This is a genomic window from Marinobacter sp. F4206, from assembly GCF_019392195.1.
Lineage (GTDB): Bacteria > Pseudomonadota > Gammaproteobacteria > Pseudomonadales > Oleiphilaceae > Marinobacter.
The window spans coordinates 2,240,186-2,254,492 of sequence record NZ_JAHXKI010000002.1; the positions used below are offsets into that span (position 1 = coordinate 2,240,186).

A 14,307-nucleotide genomic window follows, 5' to 3' on the forward strand; every position below is an offset into this window, starting at 1 on the left:
GCGGTGCGGTCCACGCGATAAATTTTTCGTATCTCCTTCGGAATGATATCGAGTGCCGTCGGGGGAGAGCCGGGGGGCAGTGATGGTTAACGAAGGGGGAGATCTATGAAACGGGTCGTTATCGCGGGCGCTTCGGGCGCTATTGGCGCCGCATTGGTGCAGGCCATACTGGATCAGGATCCAGAAAGCCGGGTGGTCGGCCTGTGCCGGGATCCCGCTCGGGCACCTGCGACGCTTCGAGACTCGGATCGCGTTACCCTATTGCCCTGGGACGCCATGGATAATGACTCACCCGCAGCCGTAACCGACGCACTGGCGACCGTGATCCCTGCCAATGAAGGTATCGATACCCTGGTTTATGCCGCCGGGTTGTTGCACTCGGACGCCGTTTTCCCCGAGAAGCGACTGGAAGAGCTGTCCGCGGATGCCATGATGCAGGCCTTTGCGGTGAACGCGACCGGCTTCGGGCTCCTGGTTCGAGCCCTCCTTCCCTGGCTCCGGCACCGGCAGCTCAAACGCATTGCAGCCGTGTCCGCCAAGGTCGGGTCCATCACCGACAACCGGCTGGGCGGCTGGTATGCCTATCGAAGCTCCAAGGCTGCCCTGAATATGCTGGTACGGACGCTCGCCGTGGAGTTGCCCAGGCGCTGTAAGCCGGTTGCCTGCCTGGCGCTGCACCCGGGCACGACCGAATCGGCGTTGAGCGAGCCCTTTCGCCAGTCCCTGGCACAGTTGAAGGTGCATTCTCCGGAACAGACGGCGGATCACCTGCTCGCCGTCCTGCGCGACGTGGGTAGCGAGGCTAACGGTCGTTTCCTGAGTTGGGATGGTTCGGAGTTGCCCTGGTGACCGGGAGGCACCGACAAAAAAGGGGCGATCACTGATCGCCCCTTTTCGTGTCTCCGATTGCCGCTGGTTCAGCGAATAAACGGATTGAGCATCCGGGTGAAGGTGCCCGTCAGCTTTACGGGTGCGCTCAAAACGGACAGGGTGATGCAGTCTTCACAGCCAACGGCCACCGGCTTGTGTTCATCCTGCTCGTTGAGGACCACAAAGTCCCACTGATTGAAAACGCCTTTCTGGTCGGCAAAAGCACCCTGCAAAACGATGGTGGTCTCTTCGCCACGATGGGTGTGGGCCGGAGCCTTACCGCCGGCAGAGAGCTTCTGCAGCACGACCTGTTCCCGTTGGCCCGGGAACCTGTCGGTAATGTCCAGAACACTCACATCACCGAGCTGGCGTTTCCACGGCAACTTGTTGATGTCTTCGCCCAGCAATTTCTCGAGCGGACTCATTCTGGAGACAGGTAGCGTCGGTGCCGGTTCCGCTGGAGTACTGTCAATCTTCGACAGGATGTCGTCGAACATCGTTTCGGAGACTGACACTTTTGGCTGGTGTTCCATCATCACCGCACCCAGGCTATCAAGTGTATCCACGCGGCTACGACATTGTGGACATTCGTCCAGGTGTAGCCGGATACACAGAGCATGAGGCTCGCTCAGGTTGCCCGCACTGTACTCCATCAAACTCAGGCTGTCGGGATGATGCCGTGTCATACGTTCTGGTCCTGCAAAATCACTTTCAGTTTGTTCAAGGCCAGGCGCACCCGGCTTTTAACGGTCCCAAGCGGAATGGCCAGCTCGTCGGCGACCATCTGATGGGACTTGTTTTCCATATAGACTTTGGCGATCACGGTGATCTGCTCTTCTGGCAGATGACTCAGTGATTCGCGGACACGCCGCTCTGACATCAGACGATGCAGGGACGTGACCGGTTCGTTTTCGTGTTCGCCCGGAATCTGCCAGAGATCTTCCGTCTCGACCGGCATTTCCGCACTGGTACGCTGCATCTTGCGCAGCATATCAATACGCTGGTTCCGGGCGATCGTGAAAATCCAGGTGGAGGCGGCCGCTTTACGCCAGTCATACAGGCACGACCTGCGCCAGATTGAGACGAAGACCTCCTGAACCAGCTCCTCCGCGTGACTGGCCAAGCCGTTCGCCATGGCGTAATACTTGATCTGGGGGCCGAAGTGCTCGAAGAGCGCGTGGTAGGCCTCGCGATCCTGGTTCTTGCCCACTTTCTGCAGCAGCTGGCTCCAGGGATCTTTTCGTCCCTCGGAACTCGCCGGCTTTTGCTCCAGTGTGCTCACTGGGCGCTCCTTGACAGTCGCATGATTTGAAATTGTTCTGGTCATCATTCTATGCACTCGTCCCGGGTTTGTCAGTTTCAAGAATTACGAGGCTTGTATCTGTCTGGATCAGTCGGTCTGGAAATTTATCCCGAACATCCCGCAGGGTGGCTGGGGCCAGTTGCAGGAGCGCCGCATGACAGGCGTCCCGGGAGTAATTGCCGTACCTTCAGGAGCGGTCTAGGCTTGAAAGAAAACAATTCCGGAGCATCTCCCAACCATGAAAGCCCCAGGCCCTACCGGCACCTTGCCGGTCATGCGTGCCCATTACGCGGATATTCTGTGCCAGCTCGCCGAGGACAGGGGCGTTTCGCGCCTGGGTCTGCTGGCAGCGGCCGGGATTCGGCCCTCCATGCTGGGGCATCCGGAGAACTTTATTACGGTGGATCAGTTCACCGCCTTGTGCCGCGAAGCGCTGGCCCGGTGCGGCGATGACACGCTCGGCCTGGAATTCGGTAACCGTCTGAAATTTACCACTCATGGCTCCCTGGCACAGGCGGCCATCAGCTGCGACAACCTGGAGCAGGCGCTCTCGGTGTTGATCAAGTATTTCCGCATCCGTTTCGCCTACATGAACCTGTGTTTCTTTACCGAAGCGGACGAAGCGGTGTTGCAACTGGATTTGAGCCACGAGTTTGAAGACTTGCACCGGTTCAACATTGAAGTGGTGATGGCGTCGCTTATGGACGTCAATCTCCTGTTGTTTGGGCAACGATTGATTGAGGGCGGACGTTGTCTGCTCGATTTTGCCGAACCGGCTGACAGCTCGGTGTATCGGGCTCTGTTTGGTCAGCGCGTGGAATTCGCACGCGGCGTCAACCAGTTGCGTTTCCATCGGCGCTTCCTCGACCTGCCGATGTCGCTGTCCAATCCGGTCACCCAGCGAGTGGCGGAAGCCCAGTGCGAACAGGAAATGCGCTCCATGGAGGCCGCAACCTCCGTGGCGGCCCGGGTGGAGCGTGCGTTAGCCTCTGCCCGGGGTGGTCGGCTACCCGGTCTGGAGGAAATTGCTGACCAGATGCACGTATCGCCGAGAACGCTCAGGCGCCAGCTGGCAACCGAGGGTGTGCGCTTCCAGCGCTTGCAGGATCGGCTACGACACCAGCGGGCGCTGGAATTGTTAGACCGCAACGAACTGGGTATCGACGCCATTGCCGAAACCCTCGGTTACAGTGATCCATCCAATTTCGGCCGGGCATTCCGGAAATGGCAGGGCGTTTCGCCCGGTGTCTGGCGCCGGAGTCGTGATGGTGACGATCACTCCTCCAGGTAGGTATACCCTTCCAGGCCCGCTGCCAGTTCTGCCAGCAATGCCGTCTGGTTCTGTTCGGACAGGTCACTGGCGCGGAACTTGCGCTGATAGGCTTCCAGCAGGGCGTCGGGCTCAAAGTTCACGTAACGCAGTACCTTCGCCACGGTGTCTCCGGTAATGGGCGTGCCGATTTCAAAACCGCCGGCCGAATTCATTCGCACATCCACCGAGTGGGTGTCGCCGAACAGGTTGTGCATGTCACCCAGGATCTCCTGGTAGGCGCCGGTCATGAAAAAGCCCATCAGCAGCGGCTCGCCGGGTCGGTCTTCCGGAAGCGGCAGGGTGGTTTCGGTGCCCTGACCGTCAACGTACTGATCGATGCGACCGTCGGAGTCGCAGGTAATGTCCTGAATGACCGCGCGACGATTGAGTGGGCGGTTCAGACCGTTGATCGGCATGACCGGAAAAATCTGATCGATGCCCCAGACATCCGGCAGCGACTGGAACAGGGAGAAATTCACGAACAGTTTCTCGGCGAGTTTCTCGTTCAGTTCGTCAATGATTTCCCGGTGTGCCCGGTTGGCGCTGTCCAGCTGACTGCGAAGCATGCGACAGCAGCGGGTGTAGAGCGTCTCTGCATCGGCTCGCTCCTTCAGTGTCAGCAGGCCGTGCGCGAACTGGGCATGGACGTCGGCCATGGCGTGCATGACGTCGTGGTAGATCTCTGCCAGTGAGCGGGGAGTGTCGGCATCCTCCAGGCTCTGGAGGTCACGCCACAGATCGTGCAGTGGCCCCGATGCTTCAGCGGCGGGCGCTACAGGGTCGCGGTTGTCCGGTACTTCCCGGTCGATGACGTTGGTCACCAGCACCGAATGGTGCGCAGTCAGCGCTCGGCCGGATTCGCTGATCAGGTCCGGATGGGGTAGGCCATGCCGGTCGCACTCCGCCTGCAGCACGTGAATGACGTTATAGGCGTATTCATGAACGCTGTAGTTCATCGAGCAACTGCTGCGTGAGCGAGTACCTTCGTAATCCACGCCCAGGCCGCCACCAATATCAACAGTGCCGATGGGGGCTCCCATCTGTCGCAGCTCGCTGTAGAAGCGGGCACATTCCCGCAGGCCAGTCTGGATGTCGCGGATGTTGGCGATCTGGGAGCCAAGATGGAAGTGGAGCAATTGCAGGGTGTCGAGGGCGTCGGCATCGCGCAGTGTGTTGACGACGTCCAGCACCTGGCTGGCCGACAGACCGAACTTGGATTTCTCGCCACCGGTGTTCTGCCAGTTGCCTTTACCAATGGTCGCGAGTCGGGCGCGAACACCGATCAGGGGGGAAACCTCAAGGTCGCGGGCTTCCTTTAGGATCAGTGGCAACTCGGATTGTTTTTCCACCACGATGAACACCCGGTGGCCCAGTCTTTGGCCGATCAGAGCCAGGCGGATGTATTCCCGGTCCTTATAACCATTGCACACAATGACCGAGCCTGGCTGTCGGGACATGGCCAGTACCGCCATGAGTTCGGGCTTGCTGCCGGCCTCAAGTCCGATCTGGCCTTTGCTGGCGGCCGGCTCTGCAGACACCAGTTCCTCGACCACCCGATGCTGCTGGTTGACCTTGATTGGGTAGACGGCCGTGTACTGACCCCGGTACTCCTGGTCTGCGGCGACCCGGTTGAAGGCGTTGCACAGCTTGTTGACCCGATCGTGGAGGATGTCGGTAAAACGAATGAGTACGGGTAACTGAATGCCGGAATCCGACAGTGAGCGGGTCAGCTCCGGAAGATTGATCCTAGCCTGACTGTGGCCGCGATCCGGACGTATCAGGACTTCGCCATCCCGGTTCACGCCAATATAACCATCGCTCCAGTGGGCAATGTTGTAGACCTTGTGGGCAGCGGTGCCGCTGGGTTCGCTCATGCTTGCTATCCTGTCAAAAAACCGGGACCGACCGAGACCAGGTGAACAGGGCCGGTGTATGGGCGTCATTGTATGGATTCCATCCGCCGGCTAAAAGAACGGGATGTGGAAAATACGTGTTCTTCCGGGCGATTAAAGCTTTAGCTGCCCCTTTGGCATCCCTACAATACGGCCTTTGACCCGGCTTACGGACCACAGCAGGAGAAACATAATGACGGCATTGAACGAAGGCTGGTTTACCGAGGTGTTTCAGGATCAGGGAACGGCGTTTTCCCTGCAGGTAAAGAAGAAACTGCACGAAGAGCAGACCCCGTTCCAGAAACTGGAAATCTACGAAACCGAGACCTTCGGCAATCTGATGGTACTGGACGGTTGTGTGATGCTGACCACCCGGGACAACTTCCTGTATCACGAGATGATGACCCATCCGGCCCTGTTCACTCATAAGGATCCGAAAAAAGTGGTGATTGTAGGTGGCGGCGACTGCGGTACCCTGAAGGAAGTGCTCAAACACCCCGGGGTGGAAGAGGCCTGGCAGGTGGAAATCGACGAGCGGGTGACCCGCATGTCCGAGAAGTACTTTCCGGAGCTGTGTGAATCCAATGGTGACCCCCGCGCCAATTTCTTTTTCGGCGATGGCATCCAGTGGATTCGTGATATTGAGCCCAACAGCCTCGATCTGATCATCATCGACAGCACCGATCCTGTGGGTCCGGCGGAAGGGCTTTTTGCGCTCGATTTCTACCGCGACGCCATGCTGGCTCTGCGTGACGGTGGCTTGATCGTGCAGCAGAGCGAATCGCCCCTGCTGCACACCAATACCATCATCAAGTCGATCCACGAGGATATGCGCAAAGCCGGATTTGATCACGTTCAGACCCTGCCGTTTCCGCAACCGGTGTATCCGACGGGTTGGTGGAGTTGCACCATGGCTGGCAAGGATAAACCGGTTCGTTACTTCCGAGAGGAAGACGCCGATACCCGCCCGTTCGTGACACGCTATTACAATGCCGGTGTTCACCTCGGAGCCCTGGCCATGCCCCAGTTCATGCTGGATGCCCTGGAGGACCCGGTTGTACCCGGGGAGGCCTGAAAAACGCCTGTGCTCGACAGACTGACCAGATTGGCTACACTCAGAGGTGTGCTCAGAAAGTGAGCGGAGTCGTGGTTCGCTGTGCAGGAGATGTGGAATATGGATGTGCGCAAGGGTGAGGCAGAACGTCACTGGTTTCGCAGTGACCGGTTCGAATTGGTGAATGGACAATGGTTCTTTCAGACTCGTGAGGGGGTGCTCGAGGGGCCTTTCGACAATATCAGGGAAGCGCAAATGGAGTTGCTGCTCTATCTTCGTCACTCCGAGGATGTGCTATACAGTGGCACCGGCTGACATTGCTGCCGCAAGACACAAAAAAGGGCGCCCCGAGGGGCGCCCTTTTTGATCGTGCCAGCCGGCGGTTACGGCTTGCTGCTGACAAACTCCGGGTAGGCTTCCATACCACACTCGGACAGATCCACACCTTCGTACTCGTCCTCTTCGGAAACCCTGATGCCCATGACGGCCTTCAGGATGCTCCACACGATCAGGCTGGTACCGAAGACCCAGACAAAGATGGTGAGCATGCCGACCAGCTGACCCATGAAGGTCGCGTCTGCGTCAGACAGCAGGACTGCGAAGATACCCCAGATACCGACCACACCGTGGACGGAGATGGCACCGACCGGATCGTCGATACGCAGCTTGTCGAGGGTAACGATGGAGAAGACCACGATCACACCACCGATGGCACCGATGACGGTGGCCAGCAGCGGAGACGGATCAGCCGGCTCGGCGGTGATTGCTACCAGACCAGCCAGGGCGCCGTTCAGGGCCATGGTCAGATCGGCCTTGCCGAACATGATGCGGGCCACGATCAGCGCAGCGATCAGGCCACCGGCAGCAGCCGCGTTGGTGTTCAGGAACACGTTGGCCACTTCGTTGGCGACACCGATACCACCCAGTTTCAGGGTAGAGCCACCGTTAAAGCCGAACCAGCCCATCCACAGGATGAAGGTACCAAGCGTTGCCAGCGGCAGGTTGGCACCCGGGAAGGCCTTGATCTGGCCGTTCGCGCCGTATTTGCCTTTCCGTGCACCCAGCAGCAGGACGCCAGCCAGGGCAGCCGCCGCACCGGCCATGTGAACGATACCGGAACCGGCATAGTCGCTGTAGCTCAGCTCGTAGATGCCGAATACGGAATCGCCGTTCCAGGTCCAGGAGCCCTGCATCGGGTAGATCACGCCGCACATAACCACTGCGAAGGCCAGGAAGGCCCAGAGCTTCATACGCTCGGCGACCGCACCGGAAACGATGGACATGGCAGTTGCCACGAAGACTACCTGGAAGAAGAAGTCGGAAGCGCCGCTGTACTCGCCCATGTCGCCGAAGCCGGCTTCGGTGGAGGCAGCAATAACGCCGGCCACGGCCGCGTCGTCCATTTCAGCAACGGTGGTGATGCCGCTGAGGAAGATACCGCCGCCATACATGATGTCGTAGCCGCAGATCAGGTACATCGTACAGGCAACGGCGAACAGAGCGACGTTTTTAGTCAGGATTTCAGTGGTGTTTTTTGCACGCACCAGACCGGCTTCCAGCATTGCGAAACCCGCAGCCATCCACATGACCAGGGCACCGCACACCAGGAAGTAGAAGGTGTCCATTGCGTACTGCAGTTCAAAGATATGATTAAGATTGCTTTCCATGTGAAGCCCTCCGCACGAGGCTTTTCAGGTTATAAATTTTTTGCGTTGGCTATTCGTTTATTCGAGCTGGATCAGACCGCTTCTTCGCCGGTTTCACCAGTCCGGATCCGGATGGCTTGCTCCAGTTCAGTCACGAAGATCTTGCCGTCACCGATCTTGCCGGTGTTGGCCGCCTTGGTGATGGATTCGATGACCTGGTCCAGCAGGTTGTCGCCGATGGCAACTTCTACTTTGACCTTGGGAAGGAAGTCCACGACATACTCCGCACCACGGTAGAGTTCTGTGTGGCCTTTTTGCCGACCGAAGCCTTTGACTTCAGTGACGGTTACGCCTTGCACTCCAATCTCGGATAGTGCCTCACGGACATCATCCAGTTTGAAAGGCTTGATGATCGCTGTCACAAGTTTCATTGCTTTCTCCTTGATATTGCCGTCCCAACATTTTAGGGCCCGTCGGCCATTTGTTGGATTCGGGATGCTGCCACCTCGCACACCAATTGTGCGGATTGCGTGCGAGACCTGTAGCATCGTATGTGCCAACGCAAAAAAAGGCTTTAATAACAACCTATTACGCAGTGGCTGTCCCAGATTGGAGCAAAAGCGTGCACCAAAATCGGGCGCCTCGCTCCGGAATGGGCCAAATTAGAGCGGGCCCGGTCGGAGCGTCGTCGGGCATTATACTGCCGACCGGATACAGTATGGCAGGGGCTGCGGTGTGATACACTCCCGCGAAGCGGTTATAGGCGCTGTCTTTGGTCTAAACCGGCCATTATTCGAATCAGAGAGGTGATGCGTGAAAGGTCCGCAGGATATCTTTTCCCAGTTGCAGGGTCAGTTTGGCCAGTTTGTTCCCGATATGGCCCGGGCTGCCCGGGAAGATTTTGAAACCCAGGCCCGCGCCACGGTCATGGCCGTTCTGTCGCGTCTGGAGTTGGTCACTCGGGAGGAGTTTGACGCGCAGCAGGCGGTATTGATGAAGACTCGTGAGAAGGTGGAGGCGCTGGAGCGCCGGGTCACGGATCTGGAGCAGAAACTGCAGGACCAGTAACCTCTGACGGGCAGGCAGGACGCCGCGCCCAACTCTCTGATCTGCAGCCAATAAACCATGGAAGGTTGTCATGCTTGCTATTGTTCATTCCCGCGCCTGCATTGGCGTGTCGGCTCCGGCGGTAACCGTCGAAGTTCATCTCTCCGGTGGCTTGCCGGCCCTCTCCATCGTCGGCCTGCCGGAAACCGGGGTCAGGGAGAGTAAGGAGCGAGTGCGCAGTGCGCTGCTCAACGCCGGGTTTGAGTTCCCGGCTCGCCGCATCACCATCAATCTCGCCCCCGCGGACCTGCCCAAAGAGGGTGGCCGATTCGATTTGCCCATTGCGCTTGGCATCCTGGCCGCCTCCGGTCAGATCCCCGCAGACAGTCTCGGTGCCTGTGAATTCGTCGGAGAATTGTCCCTTGATGGTGCACTCCGCCCTCTGAAGGGTGTTCTGCCGTCGGTGCTGGCCGCCCGCAATGACAGCCGGGCCTTGCTGGTGCCCCTCGCCAATGCCGACGAGGCCGCGCTGGCCAGTCAGGAGGATGTCCTGGCGGCTGGGCATCTGCTGGCGGTGTGTGAGCACCTGGCGGGTCGCGCCCGGTTGGTGCCGTTGGCCAGGGCATCTGCGAGGTCCGGGCTGGACGCTGCCCGGGATTTGCCGGACCTGTCCGATGTCCGCGGCCAGAGCGTACCGCGGCGAGCCCTCGAAGTGGCCGCTGCGGGAAATCATAACCTGCTGTTCTTCGGGCCACCCGGGACCGGTAAGAGCATGCTCGCCAGCCGGCTGCCGGGCATTCTGCCACCATTGACTGATGAGGCCGCCATGGAGGTGGCCAGCGTGCATTCGGTGGCGGGTCTGGCATCGGGTGTCGAGGGCTGGTGCCGGCCACCGTTTCGCGCGCCCCACCATACCGCTTCCGCGGTGGCGATGGTCGGTGGTGGTAGCAGCCCCCGGCCGGGGGAGATCTCCCTGGCCCATCGGGGCGTACTTTTCCTTGATGAGTTACCGGAGTTCGAGCGTCGGGTACTTGAGGTGCTGCGTGAACCCATGGAAACCGGGGAAATTGCCATCAGCAGGGCTGCGCGGCAGGTTCGGTTTCCGGCCTGTTTCCAGGTCGTGGGCGCAATGAATCCCTGTCCGTGCGGTTTCAACGGGCACCCCACCGTTGAGTGCCAGTGCACGCCCCAGCAAGTCCTGCGCTACCGGTCGAAAATTTCCGGTCCGCTTCTGGATCGGTTTGATTTGCACGTGGAGGTGCCGGTCCAGAGTGGTGACCTCCTGATGCGACCGGTGGGGGAAGGCGAATCCAGTGCCCTGGTGGCGGCCCGGGTGGCCGACGCCCGGGCCCGTCAAGATGGCCGCGGTCACCTGAACTCGGCCCTCTCCGGTCGGGCGCTTCAGGAGGCCTGCCGTCTGGATGAGCCGGGTGAGCGCCTCCTGTCGGGAGCCATGGAGAAGCTAGGGCTCTCTGCGCGGGCTTTGCACCGGATTCTCCGGGTGGCCCGGACCCTGGCCGACCTGGATGGCTGTCACGCGCTCGCCCAGTCGCACCTGATGGAGGCCCTCGGGTATCGCCAGCTTGACCGCCAGCAGGGACGGAGTGGGTTGGTGTCCTCCTGAATCCGTTGTCTCTGGTAAACTGTCGTCAATTATCCGTTGAACCAGACCCGCAACCTGCGGTTGAGGATGGCAAATGACCGATCAAAAAGACCCGCACAACCCGAAAGACGCAGCCGCGGAGTCGCCGGTAACGACGCGTCGTGGCGTGCGCAGTTTTGTCCTGCGTCAGGGGCGAATGACCGAAGGGCAGAAGAAAGCGTACGAGCGCAGCTGGCCGAAATTTGGCCTGACCCGCGAGCATGGCATGATCGACCCGCGGCAGGTGTTCGGACGTGATGCCATGCTCAACCTCGAAATCGGTTTTGGCATGGGCAAGTCCCTGGCCGATATGGCGGAGGCTGCGCCGGAGCAGGACTTCATCGGTGTGGAAGTTCATCTGCCCGGGGTCGGGGCCCTGCTTAAGGAGGTGGAAGACCGGGGGCTGGAGAATGTCCGAATCTACAACATCGATGCCAATGACGTGATCGATCTGTGTTTGCCGGATGCCTGTCTCGACCGGGTCATGGTGTTCTTCCCGGATCCCTGGCACAAGAAAAAGCATCACAAGCGCCGGTTGATCCAGCCGGAGTTTGTGCAGCGTCTGCGCCACAAGTTGCGGGTGGGCGGAATCCTTCATCTGGCGACGGACTGGGAGAACTACTCCGAGCACATGATGGAAGTGATGAGTGAGTCCGAAGGTTTTGCCAACACCCTGGCGGTGGGTGAATTTTCACCTCGACCGGAAGATCGCCCCATCACCAAGTTCGAGAAACGCGGTGAAGGGCTTGGGCACGGAGTCTGGGATCTGCTGTTCTATCGCACCAACTGATTGACAGGGACGCTCAACGTCATCCGTGGGCCAGCGGGTGGCGGCGCGCCGCCCGGATAATCACCAGGCCGGCGATGCCGAGGGTAAGGCCGGTGAACTTGACCAGCGCACAGATGGTCGCAGCCAAGCTCACCGCGTCGGTAGGCGGGTTAAAGTTGTTCAGCAGCAGGATATTCTCGGTGGCATCGGTCAATCCGGCAGCCAGAAAGAGGGCGCGTATCCAGCGGGCAACCATTCGCTCCCGAACGCCGGGCCGATCCCGCATCAAATGCCGGGTCAGCTGGATGAGGGCAAACACGTAGGCGGGGATAAACAGAAAATCCAGCCACAACGAAATCCTCGCCCAGACCACGCCTTCCGCCCGCCAGCTGCGCACGATCGCATGAGCCTGCTCAGCGGTTCCGGCCATCTGGAAGCTGACAATGCCCTGGGGCGCAGAGCCTGTCTGTAGTGGTTGATTGATCAGAAGCAGGGTACCGAGCAGAACCAGCACTGCAATCAGGCAAGCCTTCAGTGATCTTGGCAGTGCTGCGAGTTCTTTTGCCCAGTCCATTACAGAAAACGCTCCAAAAGGCTGTTCAGGTATCGCTGGCCCAGCTCGGTCGCCTGGATGCGATGTCCCTCCAGCAGCTTCTCACCACGCAACTGTTCAAGTTTTACCGCAACTGAGGACAGGGGTAAACCCGTATGATCGGTAAATAGCCTTTCCTCGACCCCGTCGCTCAGTCGCAGCACGTTCATCAGAAATTCCAGGGGCAGGTCTTCGGGAGCGATCTGCTCGGACCCCGCCGTGCGGCTACCGATACGGTTCAGGTAAGCGTCCGGTTGCCGGGTTTTCCAGTAGCGACGAATGCTGCCATCGGCCAGGCTGATCTTGCCGTGGGCGCCGGCCCCAAGAGCCAGATAATCCCCGAAGGTCCAGTAATTGAGGTTATGGCGCGAGGCCATGCCCGGCTGGCTCCAGGCTGAGACTTCGTAGTCACTGAACCCCTGTCGTCTGAGATAGTCCGAGCCCTGACGATAAATGTCCCAGAGTCGGTCGTCATCAGGCAGGTCAGGTGGGCGGCTGTAGAACTCGGTGTTGGGTTCAAGCGTCAGCTGGTACCAGGACAGGTGTGGGGGGTTATGACTAAGGGCAGCTTCCAGGTCTGCGATGGCATCTGCCGGCGTCTGGTCGGGCAGGCCATGCATCAGGTCAATGTTGAAATTGGTAAAACCGGCCCGTCGGGCTGCTTCGATGGCCCGGTGGGCAGCGTCGCTGTCATGGATTCGGCCGAGGGTTGCCAGATGCCCTGCGTTGAAGCTCTGCACGCCAATGGATAGGCGGTTGATCCCTGCGGCCCGGAAGGCCTCGAAGCGACCCTGTTCCAGAGTGCCCGGATTGGCCTCCAGGGTAATCTCGGCGTCAGGGGCCAGGTTCAATCGAGCCCGCAGCTCCCGGAACAGGCGCTGGTAGAATTCACCGCTCATCAGTGACGGCGTGCCACCACCGATAAATACAGTCTGTATCTCGCGGGTGCTGGCGAGGCTAAGATCCTGGTCCAGGTCTTCCAGCAGCGCCTTCAGGTATGGGGCTTCCGGAATCTCCCCTTTGACCGCATGGGAGTTGAAGTCGCAATAGGGGCACTTGCGCACGCACCAGGGTACGTGAAGGTACAGGCTGAGGGGCGGTCTGACCGCCGCCGTGGCTGGGGCGGTCACCGTCTCAGGCTCCCGCCCTGAGCTGCTGGGCCAGCAGTGCCAGCGCCCGTCCCCGGTGACTGATCCGGCCCTTCTCGGCGCGTGACAGTTCGGCGGCACTGCACTGGTGTTCGGGCACCCAGAAAACCGGGTCGTAGCCAAAACCGCCCTCGCCCTGCGGGGCGACCAGAATGGTGCCGGGCCACCGGCCATGGCAAACGATCGGGGTGGGATCATCGGCATGGCGCAGCAACACCAGTACGCAATGGAACTGGGCACCTCGGCGGGGCTCCGGAATATCCGCCATGGCTGCCAACAAGGCGTTCACATTGTCCTCGTCGGTGGCATTGGCGCCGGCGTACCGTGCTGAACGGACGCCGGGTTCACCGCCCAGGCAGTCGACTGCCAGACCGCTGTCGTCTGCCAGTGCCGGCCGGCCGGTTTCGCGGGCAGCATGACGGGCCTTGAGAATGGCATTCTCGACAAACGTCACCGCTGGCTCTTCGGCTTCTCCGACTCCCAGCTCTCCCTGGGCGATCGGCATCAGGCCCAGCGGTGAAAGCAGGTCCGTCAGTTCTGCAATCTTCCCCTTGTTGTTGCTGGCGATAACGAGCTTGTCTGCGGTTGGCTCTGGCATTTTCAACTCAGTCGCTGAACAGTGTGTGGGCAAAACGGACCGGCAGATCCTGCGATGCACCGGTCGGGCGCGCGGTGATGTTAAAGGTCATCAGTTCACCGGAGCTGTACTGGTACTCCGCGATGAAGTACACAGCATCGCCTTCCTGGATTCGGCGGAAAGCCAGAAAGCGCACCTGCTGGACGTCATTGGTGACCTTGCCTTCAACCTGACCGCTGACCGGGGACAGAGTTCCGTCCTCATTTTCCTTCATGATCGAGATGTTCACGATGCCAATGCCTTTGCTGCGCTGCAGGTCATTGGCACGGGCCACTTCCGGTGCAATGAACGTGCTGGGCAGTACGCTCCAGTGCACCTGGTAGTCCCCGAAATCGGTGTTACCGGCGGCCTGGGCATGCATTGAAAAACCAATCCAGAGCAGTGCGGACAGGGCG

General features: G+C 59.8%; 16 protein-coding genes. 7 read left to right on the forward strand and 9 right to left on the reverse strand.

All coding sequences use genetic code 11. From position 1 onward, the window contains the following. Nucleotides 1-105 precede the first annotated feature (105 nt). Nucleotides 106-849, forward strand: coding sequence for an SDR family NAD(P)-dependent oxidoreductase (locus tag KZO34_RS12570; RefSeq protein WP_219476923.1), 744 nt, complete (start codon nucleotides 106-108; stop codon nucleotides 847-849). Between the two features lie 68 nt (nucleotides 850-917). Here KZO34_RS12570 and KZO34_RS12575 read toward each other — a convergent pair whose 3' ends face one another. Continuing rightward, entirely contained in the window at nucleotides 918-1,556 is a 639-nt protein-coding gene (locus KZO34_RS12575; protein ID WP_219476925.1) for a ChrR family anti-sigma-E factor, read from the reverse strand. Further along, nucleotides 1,553-2,152, reverse strand: coding sequence for a sigma-70 family RNA polymerase sigma factor (locus tag KZO34_RS12580; RefSeq protein ID WP_219476927.1), 600 nt, complete (start codon nucleotides 2,150-2,152; stop codon nucleotides 1,553-1,555). Before KZO34_RS12580 ends, KZO34_RS12575 begins: the two co-directional genes overlap by 4 nt. Nucleotides 2,153-2,411: 259 nt before the next feature. Here KZO34_RS12580 and KZO34_RS12585 point away from each other — a divergent pair, with 259 nt between their 5' ends. Continuing rightward, nucleotides 2,412-3,464 (forward strand): AraC family transcriptional regulator, encoded by a 1,053-nt coding sequence (locus KZO34_RS12585; protein WP_219476929.1) that lies wholly within the window; start codon nucleotides 2,412-2,414, stop codon nucleotides 3,462-3,464. On the opposite strand, the gene speA is transcribed toward KZO34_RS12585, so the two are convergent. After that, nucleotides 3,449-5,359: a biosynthetic arginine decarboxylase gene (speA, locus tag KZO34_RS12590; RefSeq protein WP_219476931.1), complete on the reverse strand. Its 1,911-nt coding sequence runs from the start codon at nucleotides 5,357-5,359 to the stop codon at nucleotides 3,449-3,451. The genes KZO34_RS12585 and speA overlap by 16 nt on opposite strands. Nucleotides 5,360-5,570: 211 nt before the next feature. On the opposite strand from speA, the gene speE reads away from it, so the two are divergent. Continuing rightward, nucleotides 5,571-6,452, forward strand: a complete 882-nt coding sequence (gene speE / locus KZO34_RS12595; RefSeq protein WP_219476933.1) for a polyamine aminopropyltransferase — start codon at nucleotides 5,571-5,573, stop codon at nucleotides 6,450-6,452. Between the two features lie 99 nt (nucleotides 6,453-6,551). Beyond that, a complete protein-coding gene (locus KZO34_RS12600; RefSeq protein ID WP_219476934.1) occupies nucleotides 6,552-6,746 on the forward strand; it encodes a DUF6316 family protein in 195 nt (64 codons plus the stop codon). Nucleotides 6,747-6,814: 68 nt separating this feature from the next. On the opposite strand, the gene KZO34_RS12605 is transcribed toward KZO34_RS12600, so the two are convergent. Continuing rightward, nucleotides 6,815-8,098 (reverse strand): ammonium transporter, encoded by a 1,284-nt coding sequence (locus KZO34_RS12605; RefSeq protein ID WP_219476936.1) that lies wholly within the window; start codon nucleotides 8,096-8,098, stop codon nucleotides 6,815-6,817. Between the two features lie 71 nt (nucleotides 8,099-8,169). Continuing rightward, complete coding sequence (glnK, locus tag KZO34_RS12610; protein WP_004578958.1) at nucleotides 8,170-8,508, reverse strand: P-II family nitrogen regulator; 339 nt, start codon at nucleotides 8,506-8,508, stop codon at nucleotides 8,170-8,172. A gap of 382 nt (nucleotides 8,509-8,890) precedes the next feature. On the opposite strand from glnK, the gene KZO34_RS12615 reads away from it, so the two are divergent. From KZO34_RS12615 to trmB, 3 genes are all read left to right on the forward strand, one after another. Then, nucleotides 8,891-9,145 (forward strand): accessory factor UbiK family protein, encoded by a 255-nt coding sequence (locus KZO34_RS12615; protein WP_219476938.1) that lies wholly within the window; start codon nucleotides 8,891-8,893, stop codon nucleotides 9,143-9,145. Nucleotides 9,146-9,215: 70 nt separating this feature from the next. After that, the gene (locus KZO34_RS12620) at nucleotides 9,216-10,748 is read left to right on the forward strand and encodes a YifB family Mg chelatase-like AAA ATPase (protein ID WP_219476940.1); all 1,533 of its coding nucleotides are present in this window, start codon (nucleotides 9,216-9,218) and stop codon (nucleotides 10,746-10,748) included. Nucleotides 10,749-10,821: 73 nt separating this feature from the next. Continuing rightward, nucleotides 10,822-11,556, forward strand: coding sequence for a tRNA (guanosine(46)-N7)-methyltransferase TrmB (trmB, locus tag KZO34_RS12625; RefSeq protein ID WP_219476942.1), 735 nt, complete (start codon nucleotides 10,822-10,824; stop codon nucleotides 11,554-11,556). A 19-nt stretch (nucleotides 11,557-11,575) separates the two neighbouring features. Here trmB and KZO34_RS12630 read toward each other — a convergent pair whose 3' ends face one another. Genes KZO34_RS12630 through KZO34_RS12645 form a run of 4 tightly spaced genes read right to left on the reverse strand, consistent with a single transcriptional unit; the run spans nucleotide 11,576 to nucleotide 14,273 of the window. Continuing rightward, on the reverse strand, nucleotides 11,576-12,109 hold the full coding sequence (locus KZO34_RS12630) for a hypothetical protein (protein ID WP_219476944.1): 534 nt from the start codon (nucleotides 12,107-12,109) through the stop codon (nucleotides 11,576-11,578). Continuing rightward, nucleotides 12,109-13,257, reverse strand: a complete 1,149-nt coding sequence (gene hemW, locus KZO34_RS12635) for a radical SAM family heme chaperone HemW (RefSeq protein WP_219476945.1) — start codon at nucleotides 13,255-13,257, stop codon at nucleotides 12,109-12,111. Before hemW ends, KZO34_RS12630 begins: the two co-directional genes overlap by 1 nt. A gap of 4 nt (nucleotides 13,258-13,261) precedes the next feature. Beyond that, nucleotides 13,262-13,873, reverse strand: a complete 612-nt coding sequence (rdgB, locus tag KZO34_RS12640) for an RdgB/HAM1 family non-canonical purine NTP pyrophosphatase (RefSeq protein ID WP_219476947.1) — start codon at nucleotides 13,871-13,873, stop codon at nucleotides 13,262-13,264. 7 nt (nucleotides 13,874-13,880) lie between these two features. After that, entirely contained in the window at nucleotides 13,881-14,273 is a 393-nt protein-coding gene (locus KZO34_RS12645) for a DUF4426 domain-containing protein (protein ID WP_374706531.1), read from the reverse strand. Nucleotides 14,274-14,307: the final 34 nt, after the last annotated feature.

Coding starts and splice junctions, on each gene's coding strand:
- KZO34_RS12570 (WP_219476923.1), top strand. CDS start 106: ATGAAACGGGTCGTTATCGCGGGCGCTTCGGGCGCTATTGGCGCCGCA.
- KZO34_RS12575 (WP_219476925.1), bottom strand. CDS start 1,556: ATGACACGGCATCATCCCGACAGCCTGAGTTTGATGGAGTACAGTGCG.
- KZO34_RS12585 (WP_219476929.1), top strand. CDS start 2,412: ATGAAAGCCCCAGGCCCTACCGGCACCTTGCCGGTCATGCGTGCCCAT.
- speA (WP_219476931.1), bottom strand. CDS start 5,359: ATGAGCGAACCCAGCGGCACCGCTGCCCACAAGGTCTACAACATTGCC.
- speE (WP_219476933.1), top strand. CDS start 5,571: ATGACGGCATTGAACGAAGGCTGGTTTACCGAGGTGTTTCAGGATCAG.
- KZO34_RS12600 (WP_219476934.1), top strand. CDS start 6,552: ATGGATGTGCGCAAGGGTGAGGCAGAACGTCACTGGTTTCGCAGTGAC.
- KZO34_RS12605 (WP_219476936.1), bottom strand. CDS start 8,098: ATGGAAAGCAATCTTAATCATATCTTTGAACTGCAGTACGCAATGGAC.
- glnK (WP_004578958.1), bottom strand. CDS start 8,508: ATGAAACTTGTGACAGCGATCATCAAGCCTTTCAAACTGGATGATGTC.
- KZO34_RS12620 (WP_219476940.1), top strand. CDS start 9,216: ATGCTTGCTATTGTTCATTCCCGCGCCTGCATTGGCGTGTCGGCTCCG.
- trmB (WP_219476942.1), top strand. CDS start 10,822: ATGACCGATCAAAAAGACCCGCACAACCCGAAAGACGCAGCCGCGGAG.
- KZO34_RS12630 (WP_219476944.1), bottom strand. CDS start 12,109: ATGGACTGGGCAAAAGAACTCGCAGCACTGCCAAGATCACTGAAGGCT.
- rdgB (WP_219476947.1), bottom strand. CDS start 13,873: ATGCCAGAGCCAACCGCAGACAAGCTCGTTATCGCCAGCAACAACAAG.
- KZO34_RS12645 (WP_374706531.1), bottom strand. CDS start 14,273: ATGCATGCCCAGGCCGCCGGTAACACCGATTTCGGGGACTACCAGGTG.